13 protein-coding genes and 1 other RNA gene are annotated in these 19,589 nt (G+C 40.3%); 2 read left to right on the forward strand and 12 right to left on the reverse strand.

What is annotated here, in order from left to right; translation table 11 throughout:
* Positions 1 to 7 precede the first annotated feature (7 nt).
* From ACOYVE_RS07265 to ACOYVE_RS07305, 9 genes are all read right to left on the reverse strand, one after another.
* Complete coding sequence (locus ACOYVE_RS07265; protein WP_422881425.1) at positions 8 to 3,166, reverse strand: PAS domain S-box protein; 3,159 nt, start codon at positions 3,164 to 3,166, stop codon at positions 8 to 10.
* 84 nt (positions 3,167 to 3,250) lie between these two features.
* A complete protein-coding gene (locus ACOYVE_RS07270) occupies positions 3,251 to 3,694 on the reverse strand; it encodes a response regulator (RefSeq protein ID WP_014854926.1) in 444 nt (147 codons plus the stop codon).
* 31 nt (positions 3,695 to 3,725) lie between these two features.
* Positions 3,726 to 6,917 (reverse strand): PAS domain S-box protein, encoded by a 3,192-nt coding sequence (locus ACOYVE_RS07275; protein WP_081489428.1) that lies wholly within the window; start codon positions 6,915 to 6,917, stop codon positions 3,726 to 3,728.
* A gap of 174 nt (positions 6,918 to 7,091) precedes the next feature.
* Complete coding sequence (locus tag ACOYVE_RS07280) at positions 7,092 to 7,463, reverse strand: YccF domain-containing protein (RefSeq protein WP_014854928.1); 372 nt, start codon at positions 7,461 to 7,463, stop codon at positions 7,092 to 7,094.
* Between the two features lie 75 nt (positions 7,464 to 7,538).
* Positions 7,539 to 7,897, reverse strand: a transfer-messenger RNA (tmRNA) gene (gene ssrA / locus ACOYVE_RS07285).
* Between the two features lie 5 nt (positions 7,898 to 7,902).
* Entirely contained in the window at positions 7,903 to 8,442 is a 540-nt protein-coding gene (locus ACOYVE_RS07290; protein ID WP_014854929.1) for a cob(I)yrinic acid a,c-diamide adenosyltransferase, read from the reverse strand.
* Between the two features lie 3 nt (positions 8,443 to 8,445).
* Positions 8,446 to 9,417: a YgfZ/GcvT domain-containing protein gene (locus ACOYVE_RS07295; RefSeq protein ID WP_157867276.1), complete on the reverse strand. Its 972-nt coding sequence runs from the start codon at positions 9,415 to 9,417 to the stop codon at positions 8,446 to 8,448.
* Positions 9,418 to 9,472: 55 nt separating this feature from the next.
* Positions 9,473 to 10,300 carry a hypothetical protein gene (locus ACOYVE_RS07300; protein WP_014854931.1) on the reverse strand — a complete coding sequence of 276 codons (828 nt, stop codon included), beginning with the start codon at positions 10,298 to 10,300 and terminating at the stop codon, positions 9,473 to 9,475.
* Positions 10,300 to 11,673, reverse strand: a complete 1,374-nt coding sequence (locus ACOYVE_RS07305) for a dipeptidase (RefSeq protein ID WP_014854932.1) — start codon at positions 11,671 to 11,673, stop codon at positions 10,300 to 10,302. The genes ACOYVE_RS07300 and ACOYVE_RS07305 overlap by 1 nt, the downstream gene beginning before the upstream one ends.
* 160 nt (positions 11,674 to 11,833) lie before the next feature.
* Here ACOYVE_RS07305 and ACOYVE_RS07310 point away from each other — a divergent pair, with 160 nt between their 5' ends.
* The gene (locus ACOYVE_RS07310) at positions 11,834 to 13,189 is read left to right on the forward strand and encodes an LptF/LptG family permease (protein WP_014854933.1); all 1,356 of its coding nucleotides are present in this window, start codon (positions 11,834 to 11,836) and stop codon (positions 13,187 to 13,189) included.
* Positions 13,176 to 14,258 carry an LPS export ABC transporter permease LptG gene (gene lptG, locus ACOYVE_RS07315; protein WP_226990962.1) on the forward strand — a complete coding sequence of 361 codons (1,083 nt, stop codon included), beginning with the start codon at positions 13,176 to 13,178 and terminating at the stop codon, positions 14,256 to 14,258. The genes ACOYVE_RS07310 and lptG overlap by 14 nt, the downstream gene beginning before the upstream one ends.
* Positions 14,259 to 14,262: 4 nt before the next feature.
* On the opposite strand, the gene ACOYVE_RS07320 is transcribed toward lptG, so the two are convergent.
* Genes ACOYVE_RS07320 through ACOYVE_RS07330 form a run of 3 tightly spaced genes read right to left on the reverse strand, consistent with a single transcriptional unit; the run spans position 14,263 to position 19,589 of the window.
* Positions 14,263 to 16,473: a CHASE2 domain-containing protein gene (locus ACOYVE_RS07320; RefSeq protein ID WP_014854935.1), complete on the reverse strand. Its 2,211-nt coding sequence runs from the start codon at positions 16,471 to 16,473 to the stop codon at positions 14,263 to 14,265.
* Positions 16,474 to 18,870 carry a hypothetical protein gene (locus ACOYVE_RS07325; protein ID WP_041355694.1) on the reverse strand — a complete coding sequence of 799 codons (2,397 nt, stop codon included), beginning with the start codon at positions 18,868 to 18,870 and terminating at the stop codon, positions 16,474 to 16,476.
* Positions 18,870 to 19,589 carry a FecR family protein gene (locus ACOYVE_RS07330; protein WP_014854937.1) on the reverse strand — a complete coding sequence of 240 codons (720 nt, stop codon included), beginning with the start codon at positions 19,587 to 19,589 and terminating at the stop codon, positions 18,870 to 18,872. Before ACOYVE_RS07330 ends, ACOYVE_RS07325 begins: the two co-directional genes overlap by 1 nt.

A 19,589-nucleotide genomic window follows, 5' to 3' on the forward strand; every position in this document is an offset into this window, starting at 1 on the left:
GTTCGGTTTATAGAAGAACGGGTTTCTTTTTAAATACCAATCTGAAAAGGGAACCTTTCCCTTTTTCACTTTCTACTTCGATCGATATATTGTTGATTTCGCAATATCTTTTAACCAGAGCCAGTCCTAAACCGTTCCCTTCGTAAGTTCTGGTATATCCCCTTTCTTCCTGAGTAAAAGGCTTAAAGATATCGGCAATAAACTCCCGGCTCATTCCGATTCCCGTATCTCTTACTTGCGCTGTCAATTCGCCTTCGTAATTTCTGTCGATTATAATATCGATTTTCCCTTTATGCGTATATTTGATTGCATTATCCATTAAATTTGCAAAGATCTGAGTAATGCTGTACTCGTCACCGATAAGTTTTGTATCCTCAACCAAACAATCGAGATAGAGCCCGAGATTTTTATTTTTTGCCTGTGTTTTGAATTCTTCAATTATTTTATTAAGAATATCCGTTTTCAAATCTATTGTTCTAAAAATCGGTTTATAAGAATTTGTCTGTATTTCGGACATGTTAAGTATCAGGTCGATAGTACGCATAATGCGTTTAACCGAAAGGTCAATACCGTCAAAGAGCTCGCATGCCGTTGCGTCAATCTGGTTGCATAAGTCTTCCCTGATAAGGCTAAGATTTCCGATAATCACATTTATCGGAGTTCTTATTTCATGCGACATCTGGGAAAGGAATTCTGTCTTAATTTTTTCAGAAACTTCCGCTTCTTCTTTGGCTTTAATTAATTCTTCAACCATTTTTTTCTTTTCCGTAATATCTTCTTTGACGGCTACAAAGTGAGTAATATTTTCATTGTTATCGAATACTGGAGAAATCGAAGCCGATTCCCAATAGAGTTCCCCGTTTTTCTTTTTGTTCAGTATTTCGCCGTGCCATTCTTCGCCGCTTAAAATTGTATTCCACAAATTTTCATAAAAAAAAGAATCGTGATAGCCTGATTTTAGAACATTGGGTTTAAGTCCGATTACTTCTTCTTTTTCGTAGCCGGTTACTTCGCAGAATTTTTCGTTAACATATTGGATAAATCCGTTTGTGTCGGTAATAACAACTGATGCGGGGCTTTGCTCGACGGCGCGAAGCAATTTACGTAATTCTTCTTCCGACCTTTTTCTATCCGTAATATTTCTCACAACAACGACCAGGTTTTCCTTATCGCTGCAAGCCATACGCGCTTCATAATACTGAACGCTGCCTGCCAGCGTCAGCGCGTATTCGAATGTCTGAATGGTTCCGAGTTCAAGCGTTTTTTCAATGTTACGGAATATCATTTCGGAGACTTCCTTCGGCAATATATCTTTTAGATTCTTTCCAATAATATTATTCCGTCTTGTGTATAAGTCGCTGTCCGAAGGAGCTTTGTAATCGATAAAGTTGCCTTTTGCGTCGATTAGAAAAACCATATCGGGAATTGCATCCAGAATAGCTCTGTTTTTCGATTCGCTTTCGCGAAGAGATTCTTCGTATTTCTTTTTACTTGTTTCGGTTTCGATATATTCGACGGCAAAAGAAATATCCTCAGCCAATTCGTCAAAAAGTTTTAATTCTGCTTCGTCAAAAAAATCCGTTTCGGCGGCGTAGATATTGAATGCGCCGATTGTTTTACCGAATATTTTGATTGGGAAAGAGCCGACGGAATTATAGCCGCTTTTCAAAGCTTTTTCTCTCCAGGGCAGCATAGATAAATCTTCGGCAATATTATTTACAATAGCTCTTACTCCTTTGTCTATAACCCTCCCGAAGGGTCCTTGTTTTTCCTTATCGTCATTAAGATTTATAGACAGACTATCGAGGTAGTCTTTGGAATCCCCTGCAAAGGCGACGGGTATCACTTTGTTGTTTTTTTCTTCTCGGATGCCCACCCAGGCTAACTTGAAGTTGCCTTTTTCGACAGCGATACGGCACGCTTCCTCTAGTAAAATCTGCTTGTCTTTCACACGAACGATAACTTCGTTAATACTGCTCAGAACGGCATAAACCCGATTTAATTTTTTAATCTCTCTTTCGGATTTTTTTCGTTCTGTAATATCGTAGAGATATCCTTTAAGCTGTATTAAATTTCCTTTATCGTCAAATTCTCCGACAATGTTTTCCACTACATTTATTTCCTTACCGTCCTTCCTTAGAACGGTAATTTCGTAGTTTTCCAATTTCTTTTTGGCTTTCAATTCATTAAGAAGTTTGAATCGGTCTTCCGGATTTTTGTATAACGACAACAAATTGGTTTGCATCAATTCATCCATCGAATCGAAACCGAGTATATTTGCCAAAGCCGGATTGACCAGAATAAATTTACCTTCCGGAGTCGAGATAAAATCTCCGGTAAGGTCGTCCATAACTAGTCGTCTGAATTTTTCCTCGCTTTCTGCAAGCAGCATCTGAGTTTTTTTGGCTTCTGTAATGTCTCTGGTAATCGAAAGGATATGCGGTTCGCCGTTAATAGTGATTAAGGAAGCGGACATAAGAGCTGTTTTCAGGCTTCCGTCCTTGCATCGGAAAATCGACTCCAGATTAGATACGTATCCGTATTTTTTTAATCCGTCAATTAACTTTTCCCGGTCGGAAGGAATAGCCCATATATCAATTTCGGAGGATAGTTTACCGATAACATTCTCTTTCGTGTATCCGGTTAGCCTGGTAAAACCCCGGTTAATATCGACGTAAGCGCCGTCGAGCTTATTAATATTTACTGCGTCGGGACTTGTAAGAAACGCCGCGCGATATTTTTCTTCGCTTTCTTTCAGTTTTTCTTCGGCGGCAATTTTTTCCAGCTTAATTTCTTTCAGTTTCAGCGCCTCGCTGACCGCAAAAGGAAGACGAATAATATTTTCCTTTATCACATAATCCCAAGCCCCTTGTTTCATGCATTCGACAGCAATCTCTTCGTTCATAGAGCCAGTCAAAACAATAAAAGGCGTCGCCGGAGTTTCTTTAATAGCAATTTTAAGCGCGTTCATTCCATCGAAATTAGGCATTTTATAATCGGAGATAATAATATCCGGCGCGAACTCTTTAAGTTCTTTTCTGTACTCTCTTTCCGTTTCAACAGTCCGATAAATAAAAGATAAGCCGGCTTTTTTAAGCGTTCGTTCCGCTAGTTCCACATCGGTAGGTAAATCTTCAATAAAAAGAATTTTTATTTTTTTTTGCATTTTTGCCTCGGTTATAAAAAGACACCGTCAATTAGGAGAAGCAATGAGGTTTATATATAACATACTTAAACTGTCATTAGTTTATTAATCGGACGGAAGCCTGTTCAGAAGCAGCCAGTACATTCCGACCTGCCTAACCGATTCTACAAACTGTTCGAAATCGACCGGTTTTTTGATATAGCTGTTGACGCCTAGCTTATAGCTTTCTATCATATCTTTTTCCTGGTCGGAAGAAGTCATTACGATAACCGGAATAATTTTTTTATCCGGGTCGCTTTTCAAAGCTTTAAGAACTTCGAGTCCGTCTACCTTGGGCAGTTTAAGATCGAGCAGAATAATTTTTGGGGTGTTATTGGGATTCCTTTTCGCGTATTTATTCCTGCAATAGAGAAAATCGAGAGCTTCCTCGCCGTCATTAACTACGTAAATGTGATTGGCAATGCCGTTCTTTTTTAGCGCTCTCAGAGTAAGTTCTATATCATTCTGATTATCCTCGATAAGCAGGATATCAACAGGTTGCGCATCCATTTTTTCCCTCCCTAATAATTTTTTTTCTGATTTATCCGAGATAGAAATAAAACGTTGACCCTTTCCCCGGCTCCGATTCAGCCCACATATCGCCGTCGTGCCGGCTAACAATTCGCTTTGCAATTGCAAGCCCTACTCCGGTGCCGGAAAATTCCGTCTCGGTATGCAAGCGCTGAAAGACTCCGAAAAGTTTATTGTAATACTTCATCTCGAATCCTGCGCCGTTGTCTTTTATCCAGTAAACAATTCTATCTTTGTCGGGCATGCTTCCGATTTCAATAACGGGATTATCCTTTTTAGAAGAGAATTTAATTGCATTGGAAATAAGATTTGACCACAATTGACGCATCATTGTAGGATCTCCGTGTGCATCGGGCATATCGTAGATATTTAAAGTTATATTTGCCCTCTCCCATTCGGACGTCAGTTCGTAGTAAATTGAATTTACGAGGGTTTGCATATCAATTCTCGTTTTTTTCAATTGGTGCCTGCTTACTCTCGAAAAAGCCAGGATATCGTCGATAAGTTGGCTCATTTTTTTTGTGTTATCTCTTACGACGTTCAAAATTCTCAAACCCTCCTCGTCCAGCGCCGTAGAATAATCCTCAATTAATATTTTGGAAAACCCGTCGATTGCCCTTAAAGGCGCCCTCAGGTCGTGAGATACCGAATAGGAAAAGGCTTCGAGTTCTTTATTGGCGTTTTCAAGTTCGGCTGTTCTTTCTTTCACTTTTATTTCGAGTTCGAGATTAAGCTGTTTAATTTTTTCTTCGGCAAGTTTCCTGTCTGTTATATCGAGTACTGTGCCTAGCAGTCTTACCGGTTTGCCGTTTTCATCCTTAATCAATTCGGCTCTGTTATTAAGCCAAACAATTTTTCCGTCGGGTCGAATAATCCTGTGATCGATGTTATAGTCCTTAATTCCTTTGGCAGCCAATTCCAGATTTTGATTTACCATGTCGATGTCGTCGGGATGAACAACTTTATTAATGAATTCGGCAACATTAACCGTGTCTTCCGGAACGCCGTAGATTCGGTTGATTTCGGGCGACAGATAAAGTTCGTTAGTCGTCAAATCCCAGTCGATGAATCCGAAACTGGCTATTTCTCCTGCTTTAAGAAGACGCCGATGAAGTCTTTTTATTTCATCCTGAGCTTTTTTTCTGTAAGTGATAACTTCCGAAAAAAGAATAATGCCGCCTATTTCGCCGTGGAGTTCGTACCACGGGTGAATTTCCCATTTAATCCAATCGACCTTACCGTCGAGCCGCGGGAAAGGTTCTTCTTCCGATTTTTCTACAGTTCCCTTCAGGCACCTCTGATAAAATTTTTTCCAGTGGTCCGGTATTTCCGGAAAGACCTCGTAATGAGATTTACCGATAATATTCTTATCCTTAATTTCGTAGTCTTCGAGAAAGCGGCGGCTTACGGCAATGTAATTCATATTTCTATCGAACATAGCGATTGCTGCAGGCGAATATTCGATAAAAAGTTTTAGCAGTTGCCGATTCCTCAATATTTTTTCTTCGCTAATTTTTCTATAGGTAATATCTGTATGCGAGCCGAACATCAGTAAAGGTTTGCCTTCGTTGTCCCATTCAATTACTTTACCGCGGTCAAGTACCCATACCCAATTGCCGTTTTTGTGTTTCATTCGGAATTCGCATTCATAGAAATCGATTTTACCTTCGAAATGAGCTTTTAAAGTATTTTCAATTTTGGGCAGGTCTTCCGGATTGGCAGCCCACTTGAACGTGTCATAGGTGGTTGGTAAAAGCTCGTCTAATTTATAACCGATAATTTCAGCCCATCTCTCGTTAACTATTATTTCGCCGCTTTTAATATTCCATTCCCATGAGCCGATATTTGTGGCTCTGATTATATTTTCAAGTTTCCTGCTTCTCAGCTTTAATTGTTCCTCGTTTTTTTTCCGTTCAGATATATCCTGAAAGAAAATTGCAATTCCCTCTTCGGTAGGCTGGATTCTGTTTTCGAACCATTTATCATACGGGGGATAATATTCTTCCATTTTGATGAATATTTTCTCCCGCATTGCTTTTTCATAATTCAGATGAAAGGGTTGTCCGACTCCTTCGGGAAATTCAGTCCAGATATGTTTACCAATCATATCGACGGGATTTCTATTAAAAATTTCCCCGGCTTTTCGGTTCATATATGTATAACGCCAATTTTTATCGAGCGAAACAAAGGCATCGCTCATGTTTTCAAGAACATCGACCAAACGATCGTGAGCTTTTTGAAGATTTTCTTCCGCTTCTTTACGTTCGGTAATATCAATAAGATGTGTAATAAAATAGAGAGGCAGTCCCTGCGCGTCTTTTATTAAAACAGAAGATACATCGGCCCATAAAACGGAACCGTCCTTACGCACGTATCTTTTTTCAAAACTTATTTCCTGTTCTCCGTAACAAAAAGCCTTATTTAGATTTTTTTCGCTTTTTTTAATATCGTCGCCATAAGTAACTTCAAAAAAATTTTTAGATAAAATTTCTTCCCTTTCATAACCAAGGAGAGAGCAGAATTTATTATTTACACTCAGAAATTTTCCGTCGGGGGCGACGATACATATTCCTGCCGCAGAATTCTCGAATATATTTCTGAAAAGCGATTCATTTTCGGCAAACTCGCTGTCGAAAGCGTATTTTTTCCCGACATACTCAATCAACAGTCCAGTGCAAGCAGTAATCAGGGGAAACAAAATTAAAGCGATAACTGCCGCAGGCACAAACCGATTATAAGCGCCGGGAAGAAAAAAAGAAAGCGATAGAATGCCCGCCTGAATTGCAAACGCATAGAAATAAAGTTTTCCAAACTCGTATTTATATTGTTTTTTTGTAAAAAGAAAATCGGCGACTATTCCCGAAACAGCTATAAATAATACTATTCCTACTTCTAAATAAAATGATGTTCCATCAACAAACCAGGAAGCAATCGCCGCGAGAGTTCCCGCCAAAATAATAGATACAGGTCCGTAAAAGAGAGCGCAAATGCTCAACAGTGCTACAGAGCCATCAAACCTCAATCCGCCCGGCAAGTTCAATACGTTTAATAAAGAAATTGCGGCGGCAATTCCATAAACAAGTCCGACAATCAGTTGCTTCTCAATACTATTTTGTTTTGGATTTACTTTTATTATGGCGGACAGCAGAATCGCAATTACAAAAGAGGCTAAAACAGATATTGACCGCTCAATCCACATCATATCCCCATACTAAAATTAACGAAGTTTATCTGCAGAATCGTCAGCTCATCCGAACACTAACTACCTTTTAACTTAATTAGTTTAATGGAAACAATCAATATATTTATTTATTAAGTCGGACAATTTAGCTTAATAAATCGATCAAAGCGGATATTATATTTTATAAAAGAGAAATTAAGAAAAACTATGTCCGAACGGAGTGAGTGAAAGCGAGGCGAGTTTCAAATGCTGTTTGGCAAACGGGATGCCGATTATAGTTATGGCGCAGAGAACGGCAAAAATAAAATGAGTAATCGAGATTACTATTCCGCCAGTTACAATCCACAATAAATTCATAAAAGTTGAAATACATCCGCTTCCTCTCTCGGTTTGCACGACGTCCTTACCGAACGGAAGCAATGCAAGAAGAGACAGTTTTATTGCCTGTATTCCGAAAGGAATCCCAATAATTGTAACGCACAAGAACAATCCCGCGATTAAATACTCAACAAAGAGAACTATTCCCCCGCCTATAACAATCCATAAAAGATTTCCTATTAATCTCATGAAAATATTCTTCCGTTTTTTTTGGATTGTTAGACGCAGGGATGGGAATTATGTTTTGAAATGCAATAAAAAAATTGGTGGAGGTGCGGGGAGTCGAACCCCGGTCCGAAGCTACATTTCAGTGAACGTCTACACACATAGTCTGTCTTTGTTTTGTCTCGTTCCGGTCGGATTGACAGACAAATCCTCCCGAAACCAGTCCGTTAGAAATTCGCCTTGCCTGCACGGACACTCGGCTCGGCTATCGCACCTGAACGGCGTTCTTTCAAATCCCGGCGCGAGGGGACTTGAAGAACGGCTGCCATTTTTTAATTAGGCAGCTAAAGCGTAATTATATTCGCCATTTACTTTTTTTACCGTCGTTTTACGTGTCTACGGCAACACGGTGTGCAGTTCAAAGAACGTATAGCTCCGTCGAAGCCAGTATCACCCCCATAAATTATTTTTTCCAGATAATTTCCGGGGCGCCGTCAATTTTATTACAATAACGAGCCAGAACAAATAATAAATCGGAAAGGCGGTTCAAATATACTAAAACCGGGTTCTTTATTTCAACCGTCTTCATCAGAGCAGCCGTTTCCCTTTCGGCTCTTCTGCAAACCGTCCTGGCATAATGCAGCAGAGCTCCGGCTCTGCTTCCCCCGGGTAAAATGAAATTTTTCAGTACAGGCAAACGCTCTTCAAATTTGTCGATCAAACTTTCCAGTCGTTCAGCCTTAGCCGTATCGAATCGATCTATTTTAACTTTTGAATCCGCGGGGGTCGCCAGATCTACTCCAACTTCAAATAACTCGGCCTGTATACCGCGCAGAACCTCGAGAAGTTCCGGATTTTCGATTTCGGCGGCAGCCAATCCCAGCAAAGAATTCAATTCGTCGACCGTGCCATAAGCATTCAAGCGTTGATCGTCTTTAAATACTCTTTCGCCGCCCAGCAAAGAAGTCGTGCCTTTATCGCCCGTTTTTGTATAAATTTTCATTTGTCAATCAAAATTCCTAACCGCAATTTCAACTTCTTTTCCTTCATAAGAAATATAAAGAGGATTGTCGTCCAGATATTTTTTCTTTACAACCGCAAGCCCGTAAAATTCGCCGTCTACATTTATGCCGCTTGTAATAATTCCTGCAAATTCTCCGGAGTTATAGATGTCGTAAGACTTTTCCGGCATATTCGCTTCGATTTTCACTCCGATCAATTTTTTCTGGACTTTATCGTATGTGTCGAGTCGCGCGATAACTTCCTGTCCGATATAACACCCTTTGGTAAAACTTATTTCATCAGTCAATCCAACTTCGTGCGGATTAAATTCTAACGTAATTTCATTTCTGCCGGGCAACCCGTGTAATATGCAATAATATTTGAATGCCTCGTCGCTTACAAATCCGAAATCGAAGACGCTTTTATTTGCATTTAGGTATTCAACAAACTGATTGTATTGATTTGATTTTACAATTACTTTATAAAAAGTTTGTCCTTTTTCAACGCAACGGAACAATACTGTGTCGAATCCCGACGTCTGGGTAACAATCAAATTTTTGTCGTCGAGAGAAGTAAACTCCTGTCCGAAAATCAGAGATAAATACGAAGCGCTTTGCTGCCCTGTAATTGTAATCACTTTATAATCGTTTGTAAGGTCTTCGGTTTTTATGTCTTCGGTAATAATATATTTATTAATCCAGCTCAGCAGTTTTTTGTCGGGATCGTTTTGCCCGACCAGCCAGAAAAAATCCGTTATGTAAAGAAAAATCGTCCTGTCAACGAATCTTCCCTTATCATTTAAAAAAAGCGTTCTTATTTTCGCGCCGGGCATCAAACCTTTCACGTCGTTCGTGGAAACTCTGTGAATGAAATCGAGCGTGTCCTTTCCCGTCAGTTTAATAATATTTTCTTCGAGGACTACGGCTCCTGCGCCGTAGCGGAGTAAATTATATTCTTCCTTAATATTTTCAGGCATCTTTCTTTTTTCCGTCTCAATAAACATAGGCAGCCGTTATTTGTTACAGTTTAACTCAATATTTGCGGAACCAACGCGGATTTACCTTGGTAACGTAAAGTTGTTTTTTTTCGTTCCAATAGAAAGGTATTGAATCGCGCACCCGAATTCTGAGCGAGTCTTCGATAAATCTGTATTCGTAATAATCGGGATATTTATCATTATTAATGTTGGCAAGCGTTCTTTTATGAACAATTCCGACGTAGGTTTCGAGTAAATGCGGGGGCTTACGCCAACCGTCGATCATAAAGAAATTATATTTCCTGTGTCCCGAAATAATTCCGTCTTCATAAAAGAGCTCTACATATTTAATATTCTTCGGTTTCCAAGTTTTGATCGACATTTTACTGAAGCCGCCGTGAATAGGAACTTCGGCTTCCCAAATTTTCTCGAAGTTATTGTCGGCGCATTCAAATAGCGTCAAATAAAAGAAAGCAGTGCCGAGTTTGGTGCTGTCGAGATTGATAAAACTCGATTCGTATCCCTGTACGTTTTTTCTTTCGACGAACCTTTCGGATTCTTTGGAACGCACGATTAAAGTCAGTATGAAATTTCCCCCGTCTTTAAAATAAATTATAGCCGGTTTGGGAATTCCGTAAATAGTAGAAGGTTCGTTTTGCAGAATATACGTTCCGGGGGGATAATTATCCATAATATACTCATGGAGCGCTATGGTATCGCACGGGAACCTGTTTTCGGCTCTTTCTTTTTCTACTTCGAGATTATATTCCCTTATTTCTTTTTCTTTGCCCGAAGAAGTCGCAGCGTCTTCCCCTTCTCTCTGTTCGGAAGTGCAAGCGACAATAAATATCAACGAAACGATTAAATATTTTACTAACTTCATTATCCTTTCATTTCCGAAAATTCTTTCAAAAAGTATGCTGAAGCAATCATACCTTTTTTTAAATTAGCGAGCTCAAAATGCTCGTTCGGCGAATGGATATTGTCGGTATCAAGTCCCAGTCCCATTAAGATTGCCGGGGCTTTCAATTGATTCATAAATTCGACCACAATAGGAATCGAGCCGCCTTCGCGTGTAAAAACGGCTTTTTTACCGAATGCTTTCGAGACCGCTTTAGCCGCGGTTTGCACGGCTTTGTCTTCCAGCGGCACTACTACAGGATAGCCGTAATGAATCATTTTTACGTCAACTTTTATTCCCTCCGGAGCCAGACTTTTGACATACTTTGTAAAATCCGCGGCAATTTTTTGTGGATTCTGATTCGGAACAAGGCGCATGCTTATTTTTGCAGAGGCTTTAGACGGTATAATAGTTTTTGCTCCTTCTCCCGTAAAACCTCCTACAATTCCGTTGCAGTCGAGAGTAGGTCTTACCCATAGTCGTTCCAAAGTCGTATAACCCTTTTCTCCCGCCAAAGCTTTCACGCCCAATTCCTTTGCAAATTTCGCGTCGGAAAATTTCAGACGCCTGAAATTTTCTTTTTCCGCCTTACTCAATCTCAGTACGTCTTTATAAAAGTTCGGCACCGTAACCCTGCCGTTCTTGTCGTGCAACTTTGCAATCATCTTTGCGAGTTCGTTAACTGGGTTGGCGACTGCGCCGCCGAAACTACCCGAATGGAGGTCTGCTTTAGGTCCGGAAAATTCGACTTCCATATAAAGGAGTCCGCGTAAGCCGTATGTAATCGTCGGCACGCCGGGAGCGTACATGCTCGTATCGGAAATTAATATTGCGTCGCATTTAAGAAGTTCTTTGTGTTTCGAAATAAATTTGGACAAACTGCCGCTGCCGATTTCCTCCTCTCCTTCAATCAAAAATTTAACATTGACCGGCGGCGCGCCGTAATTCTTAAAGAAAGCTTCGACGCTTTTGATATGAGCAAACTGTTGACCTTTATTGTCGTTTGCTCCCCTCCCCCATAATTTTCCTTTTTCAATCTTCGGTTCGAACGGCGGAAAAGACCATTTCTCGATCGGATCGACGGGCTGTACGTCGTAATGACCGTAAATGAGCACAGTGGGCTTGTCCGGAGCGCCGATCCATTGACCGTAAACTATCGGATGTTTTTCCGTACTGAATACCTCAACGTTAGTCAAACCGATATTTCTCAGTTTGTTGGCAAGAAATTCAGCGCATTTGACCATATCTTTACTATGTTCAGGCGATGTGCTGATGCTGGGAATACGCAGGTATTCTTTTAATTCTTCCAAAGAATTGTCAAAATTCGTATTCAAGTGTTTGATTATATTTTCCACGACTCCTCCGGTAGTTTTTCTGCGAGGGGCTTAGAGCCCGTTATCTTATAAACTCAAATTTAACTTACATTACTTCGGGATTCAAGTAAATTAGTAGATAAAAAATTTTTATTCTGCCTTTATTTATTGGTAAATTTGAACATCAATAAATTTCCGACAAATGATATTAACAAAATACATATTAAAAAACCATCTTGCGCCGTTTCTATTTTCGATATTTACTCTAATAGGAATCTTCTTATTACAGTTTTTGATGAAATTCGCCGACCGGTTGGTAGGCAAAGGCCTGGGAATCTGGATAATAACAAAGTTGATAGTTTATAACCTTGCATGGATGATAGTGCTTGTGGTTCCAATGTCGGTGTTGGTTGCAACCTTGATGGCTTTCGGAGGTATGGCGCAGAATAACGAAATTGCGGCGCTCAAAGCCACCGGTATGAGTCTCTACAGAATGATACTGCCTCCATTGGGCGCTTCATTAATTTTAGCCCTGTTTCTGGTTTATTTCAATAATAATATCTATCCGGATGCAAACCATGCGGCCCGGTTATTAATGGAAGATATCTCGCGCCAGAAACCGACGCTTTCGCTTGTTCCCGGAGTATTTTCGCAGGATGTGCCGAACTATTCTATTCTTGCACGTGAAATCGACCAGGAAAGCAATATATTGAAAAACATTACTATCTATGATTATTCGAATCCTCCCTCGATTAATGTTGTTACAGCCAGGTCGGGTATAATTTATCTTTCCTCCAATCAGAAAAAATTGATTATGGATTTGCATGAAGGGGAAATACATGAATTCAACAATTCTAATTGGAATCAGTACAGACGACTCCGTTTTGAGAGACATAAAATTGCAATGCCGGCAGAGCAATTTACTTTCGAACAATCCACGCCGGGCGGACCTCGCGGCGACCGCGAGCTCGGCGCTCCCCAAATGCTGTCGATCGTCGACAGTCTTCAGAAAATCAGAAACAGATATCTATCGGAACTGGAAAAAACAATCGCTAAAATTACAGTAACCGAATCGCCGACCGTTACGGATAAAGGAGCCGCTAGATTATTTGACAAAGTTAAACAGAGATTGAACAATAACAAAAACATATTGAGAAACGTTCTAAATCGGCTGGATTACAATAAAAAAGAGATTAATCGTTATTGGGTAGAAATTCATAAAAAGTATGCTCTGCCGTTTGCCTGTATTGTATTTATTTTGATCGGAGCTCCGCTCGGAACAATGACGCGTAAAGGCGGTTTCGGAATGGCGGCGGGCATAAGTCTCGTATTCTTTTTGATTTACTGGACATTTTTGATCGGCGGTGAAAAACTTTCCGACCGGGGCTTATTATCCCCTTTCTGGGGTATATGGAGCGCCAATATTTTGCTCGGAATTTTAGGAATAATACTCACTATCAAAAGCGCAAGAGAAAGAATAGAACTGAAGTTCGACTTCATTAATAAAATATTGCCCAAATCCTGGAAATATAATCCGGATGAAAATGAAAATTCTTGACCGCTATCTGATTAAACAATTTCTGCAATCCGTGTTATTCGGATTGATTACCTTCACGGTGATTTTCGTAATCATCGACATGATGGAAAAACTCGGCGATTTTATCGACCAGAATGTCGATGCGAGCATGATAGTTGAATACTACATTGTCTTCATGCCGGAGATAATACGACTCATGACGCCCGTTGCGGTTTTATTGGCGAGCTTGTTTACAGCGGGTAAAATGTCGAACTTGAACGAGCTTACGGCTATTAAAGCGGCGGGCATAAGTCTCTATCGCTTTATGACGCCTTTTATTATCACGTCGTTTTTTATTTCGATTCTTCTGGTCTATTTCGGCGGCTACATTGTACCGATGGCAAACAAACACAAAGTTTACATTGAGCAGACATATCTGAAAAAAGGAATAGTTTATTTCGGAAGCAACATCTACTTTCAGGATACGAAGAACAGAATTGTAACTATCAATCTTTACGACGTAGCCAACGATCAGGCAAACCAGGTCAGCATACAGGAGTTCGATCCGGACGACGAAACCAAAATCACTAAAAGATACGACGCTTTCAGGATGAAATTCGACACACTGAAAAATCAATGGACGCTGTATAACGGCGTCGAGAGGGAATTCGGTGATACCACGGAAAACGTGAGACGATTTGCAGTCAAAGAATTTCCGGGTTTGAATTTCAAACCTGAGGACGTTATAAAAAAACAGCGCAAGCCCGAAGAAATGTCGCTCGAAGAGCTAAGAAATTTCGCCGACGAACAAAGGCGTACGGGGAACAATCCGATTGCCATCGAAATCGAATATCAGTCGAGAATCTCATTTGCGTTTTCTTGTATTGTCGTGGTTCTCTTCGGCTTGCCGATATCCGCAAATAAAAGAAGGGGCGGACTGGCGCTCCAATTCGGAATCAATTTATTAATTACGTTTATTTACCTTGTTTTCATGAAAGTAAGTCAGGCTTTCGGAAAGAACGGATTGTTAGACCCGTTTTTGACCGCATGGTTTGCAAATTTCGTATTCCTCACAGCGGCAATTTTCAATTTAAGATACGCTTCGAAATAGTTTATTATTTAGAGGTAAGCTCGAATACGCCGTCCCAATCTTCGGGCGGAGGACTGGAAATATAAAATTCACAACGTTCCGCATAAACTCTCGAAGGATAATCTTTGAGTTGTTCAAACGCTCTCCGGAAATAATCGCAAGCCGCTTCGAAATTACGCATTTTATACAAAGTCAAACCCTGGAAGTAAAAATCTAGTTTTTCCAATGCAGCCATTGCCTCGGCGTCGTCCTTTGTGCTTATCAATTCATAAATTTTTGTAGGCGCCGTTTTACCTTTAACTCTTATAATGTCGAGCTCCCTGACGAGAAAATGATCTTTAATCAATTCATATGTCGAGTCGCTAATCATAATATTTGTGCCGTATGCTTTATTGGCGCCCTCGAGCCTCGACGCCAGATTTACGTTATCGCCCAGCACCGTATAATCGAATCTCTTCGAGCCGCCGATGTTGCCCACGATCGCTTCGCCTGTATTAATTCCGATTCTGATATAAATAGGAATTTCTTCGACCGACATCCAATTGTTTCTTAATTCAACAAGGCGTTTTTGCATTTTCAATGCGGCATTGCACGCAAGTAAAGCATGGTCTTTAATTTCTACCGGAGCTCCCCAGAATGCCATTATCGCATCGCCCAAATATTTGTCGACCGTTCCCTTATGCTCAATTATTATTTCGCTCATCTCGTTTAAGAATTCATTGATATATCCGACCAGCTCTTCAGGCTGTTTTTTTTCGGAGAACGAAGTAAAATTGGCTATATCGCTAAACATTACCGTAATTTCTTTTCTTTCGCCGCCCAGTCTTAATTTCGAAGGGTTATTCAATAGCTCGGTAACAATTTCCTTGCTTACATACTGACTGAACATATTTTTAATAACAAGATTTTGCTTTCGCTCGATAATAAAATTATACGCGGTAGTCGTAAAATACGACAATACCACCGCCAGCGAGTAAGAGACCACCGGCATAACCAGATGTAACTCGATAAAAATAAAGACCGCTAACCTGTAGATAATATATACGCCGCATGCGATAAGGACGAAATTTAATATTTCGTTTACGATACTGTTTTTCAGGTTAAGTTTTCTTACGGCTCCGTTCATTATAAACGCCAGAAAAGAAATGAGAACCGTAAGGATGAAAACTGCGGCGGCAGATTGTTTGTATAAAAAATCCCGCCACAAAATATTTTGAACAACATTTGCATGAAATTCCACGCCGTACATAATGTTGCTTCCCTTCTTTCCTGCCGAGAATGAGACGGGAAGCAGATCTCTGTCTTCAGGCATTGTAGACCCGATAATTACGATTTTATCTTTAAACATTCCCGAATGCAACAATCCGATATCCGGATCGTCCCAAGTATTGATTTCAACGCCGAGCAATTTTTCGTCTTCCGTTTTATAATTTTTGTCGTCGAGAACGTCAATCAGATTAACTCTTTTGAATGTGGCGTTGCCCCCGTAAAAATTGATCAGCATACTTTCGCTGTCCCATTTGGGAATCTTTATATCGTCAAGAATAAAAAATCCGGCAGAATCCTTGACCGGATAATTGTATTTTAAATTCTTGAATTTATTTATTATCGCAAAGCCGAAACTCGGAAAAGATTTCCCGATTACTTCCGAGCGGACGAAAGGGAAATACCTGCGGTAAACTCCGTCGTTGTCGGAGGGCACCTGTACTATTCCGATGGAACTGTCCACTCCAAAAAATATATTGCCCAAATTGTAATTTGTTTTAGAGACAAAACTCTTGCCTGATTTCCGCTTGCTTTCGTTCGATATATCGATTTTACCCGCGAGCACAACCCTGCCGGATTGTTTTATAGACTCAGCCATTAAAGAATCATTTGAAGGCGAGTAGGAATCCGGATTGGAAAAATTGATATCGATACCGATCGACCTGACGCCGGCTTTCGAAAGATTATTTACAACGCGCGCAAAAACCGAACGAGGCCAGGGCCATCTTCTCGTTTCTTTCGGTATTTGATCGTAGGCGCTTTGGTTTATCTCCAGAAGGATGATATTCGAACTGTCTTTAATATCGATAGCGCCTCTTTCCTGGAATCTCTTGTCGATAAGGCGCAATTCGAGTTCCTTCAGCGGGGAAATTTCAAAATGCGGTACGTTAGTAATCAGAAATGATAAGACAGCGGAAAGAAACACAATAAGAATTCCGCCCCAAAAATCTTTCTCTTTCTTTTTCTTCATTTAAAAACTGAATCTTGCAGATAAACCGGTTATCGAATTGGTATACTTACCCGGGTAATGGAAAAATCTCGCCTGCAAACCGACGAACAAATTGGCGATCAAATTGTAATCCGCAAGCAATTCCACATAATGACGCTTGTAATCCCCGAAACTCGGATTGTAAGAAAACGCAAGCTGTAATCGATCTTCCAGCATTTTATATTTTACGCGTCCGAGAAATGAAACGTAATCGTAAGTTGCGTTTTGAAGCTCCGTCGAATTGAATAATATTTGGATCAAGGATGTCAGATTTCTGCTCCAAAAACTGTTGACCGAAAAGGAAATAGAGTTATAGGTAAGATCATTGTTGAATAATGTTTCATCTTCCCTTTTTTGATTTACAATCGTAAAAGAAACCGAGTTTCGAACATACAAGTCGAAATTATACGAGACTCCGAGCGATATTCTGTTCGTCTTATCGTTTATCATATAACGATTATATAGAGTGTCGTAGACGTCTATGCCGTTATTCTTTTTGTAAAGATTGTAAGATAAAGTGATACGCGGGAAATTAATTCTTGGAAAGTAAGATATCGACGTTGAAATGTTGTCGAAATTTGTCGTAGCTATTTTTGTATTTTGTAAATTATCCTCCAGCTTTTCGAGGCTCAAAGACAAGAAAAGTTGATTATCCAAGAGACGCAGACGGTCGCTTATGTTAAATCCTCTTATATCCGTTCTCAAATAATTCTGTCCGAACGACTGGAAATCGTTGCCGCGGTAGATATACGAAGCTTTCAAGGTATTATAGAAATAATTAATGCTTAAGTTGGTTCCCGCCGCAAGCGAAGCAAATTCTTGGGGATTCAGAGGACCGATGTATTCGTTTACGGTAATGAAATTTCCGAGAATATCGCGTATGGTTCTGATTTGATCGGGGTCTACGTCGATCGATTTACCCGGTCCGAACACCGAATCGATTCTGGCGTCGTCTATTTCACCGGCAGAAATATCATTGTTGCTCATACTGAATGCGACCTGCGAATTGAACGTAATGTTTTTATTGTCGAGCGCGAACATCAAGTCGGCGCCGAATACGGCATTTTCCTTCGGGCGCGTTCCGAACTCAATCGAACCCGGATCGTCCTTACCGTGCAAATACGAAAAACCCAATTGGAAATTTTCGCCTCTGCCGAATGAAGGCCGTATTGAAAATATTTCTCTTTTGAACGTGCCCAGTTCCACTCTGCCGTAGGAATTGCCGTATTTGAGTTCGTCAATCAGTATTACATTCGAGCCCAGAGGAGCATTTTCCTTTTGATATGTTTCTATAAGTTTACCTTCAACTCCGCGAGTAATTTCTCCGAAGGAAGTTTGAATGTTAAAAATACCCAGATTAATTTCACCGCTTATTCCTCTCACCCTCTTGCCGTTTAATATCAACGACGGAAACACGGGATACGTATCGCCCAAATGGAGTTCGAAAATTTCGCCGCCCTCAATTTTAAGGCTAAAACGATTATAAGGTTGTAGATAGCTTTTCTCTTCCGAAGTTACATAAAGTTTTCCGTCCACATTCAAGACGCCGTACGAAGCGTTGATAGTCGCATTTACATTGGAATATTGAGCGCTCGATTCGCTTATGTTTTCCGCTCTCGTTTCCGCGCGTATATTCCCCCTGTACTTGAACTGATTTTCCAGCTGCGCCATTCTCTCGCTTGAAATCACCTGAATATTACGGACTATTGTATGATAGATATTTCCTTCGTTATCATATATTTCCGCTTTTAGCGTATAATAGCCCGGTTTTAATTCGATATTCGCCGAGCCGAGAATAATTAAATCGCCTGCAACAAGCGCATTTGAAGTTACGTCTTCATTATTCAGAAATAATTTTGTTTTCTTAATATCAATTTTATCGGACGCCTTCATAAAAGACAAACTAACGAGAAAATTTTCCGGAGTGAGCTTTTCGCCCGGAGCCGGACTTAGCACCAAAATATCTTTATCTTTTTCCGACTGCGCCTGCACGGTAACTTGAAGCGGCGGCGTCCCGTCGAGCGCACCCTCAGGATAGGTCTCGGTAGAGCCGTCTTTCAAATAAATAATAATATAATATTCTATATACGGGCTTTGCACCGATTCCCCGTCAATATCAGCGTAAGCCGAGTTTCCTTTGATCTCCATTTCTCTGATATTAAATTCATTTTTACCGAATTGCCTGTATGCAATTTCCATTGAAGAGATATTATCCGAAGAAGCCAAATTGGCGGTAATATTTACGGGAGAATTTTCAATTGCCTGGCTAATCCGTACGTCTGTAATATAATTACTGACCTGAGCATATATAAAGCTCGCCGACATAAACAACGCTATAAAATATTTTTTATACATGGATATTACCTTGTTATAATTCATTATTCTTCAGGAGCGTAGTATTCTATTTCGATTGTGCCTTCGTCAGTTTCAATATAAATTTTCTTAACTGCCGCTTGCTTGGACAAATTAATTTTATTCATGTCTTCCTGATTTTGACTGCGGAATTGGAAATTGCCCTCGGGTGTAATAACAACCGTATTGCCTTGATTCAATTGCCCCGTACCGCCCTGAGGTCCGCGGAAAGAGAGGTCCGCCATTCCGGATTCCAACGACATTGTAAAAGTACTGTCCTCGTCGAATTCAAGAAATCCGTTTGTTCCTCGTATTGAAGCAACAACCGTTGGAGTAGTAAACCGAAATTCTTCGCCTTCGGACTGCTTGTTAACGTCGAAGCCAATCATACCTCTTTGAATAAAAGCATCCTTGTTTAACTTCCGGTCTTCCGACGCACCGTAGATATGAAGGATTGAATTTTCGCGCACTCTTAAAAGTCCCGAACCGTCTTTGAATATTACCACCGCCAACGATTTTGAACCTGTTCTCAACTCGTTGCCGTCCGAAAGAGGCAAACCGATCTTTGCTTCCCGCCATTCGGATTCTTCTTCGCTCAATCGATATGTTACATTGTTAAATGCTTTTTTAATCAAGGCGATTATTTCTTTTGACTCATCTACAGGCTTACGTTTGTTGTCGCCCTGCCCAGCATTAAATCCGAAAATGAGCGGAGCTATTAATAAAAAAATAACTTTCAGTCTCAT

Origin of the sequence: Melioribacter sp. (genome assembly GCF_049325435.1) — a bacterium.
Classification (GTDB): domain Bacteria; phylum Bacteroidota; class Ignavibacteria; order Ignavibacteriales; family Melioribacteraceae; genus Melioribacter; species Melioribacter roseus.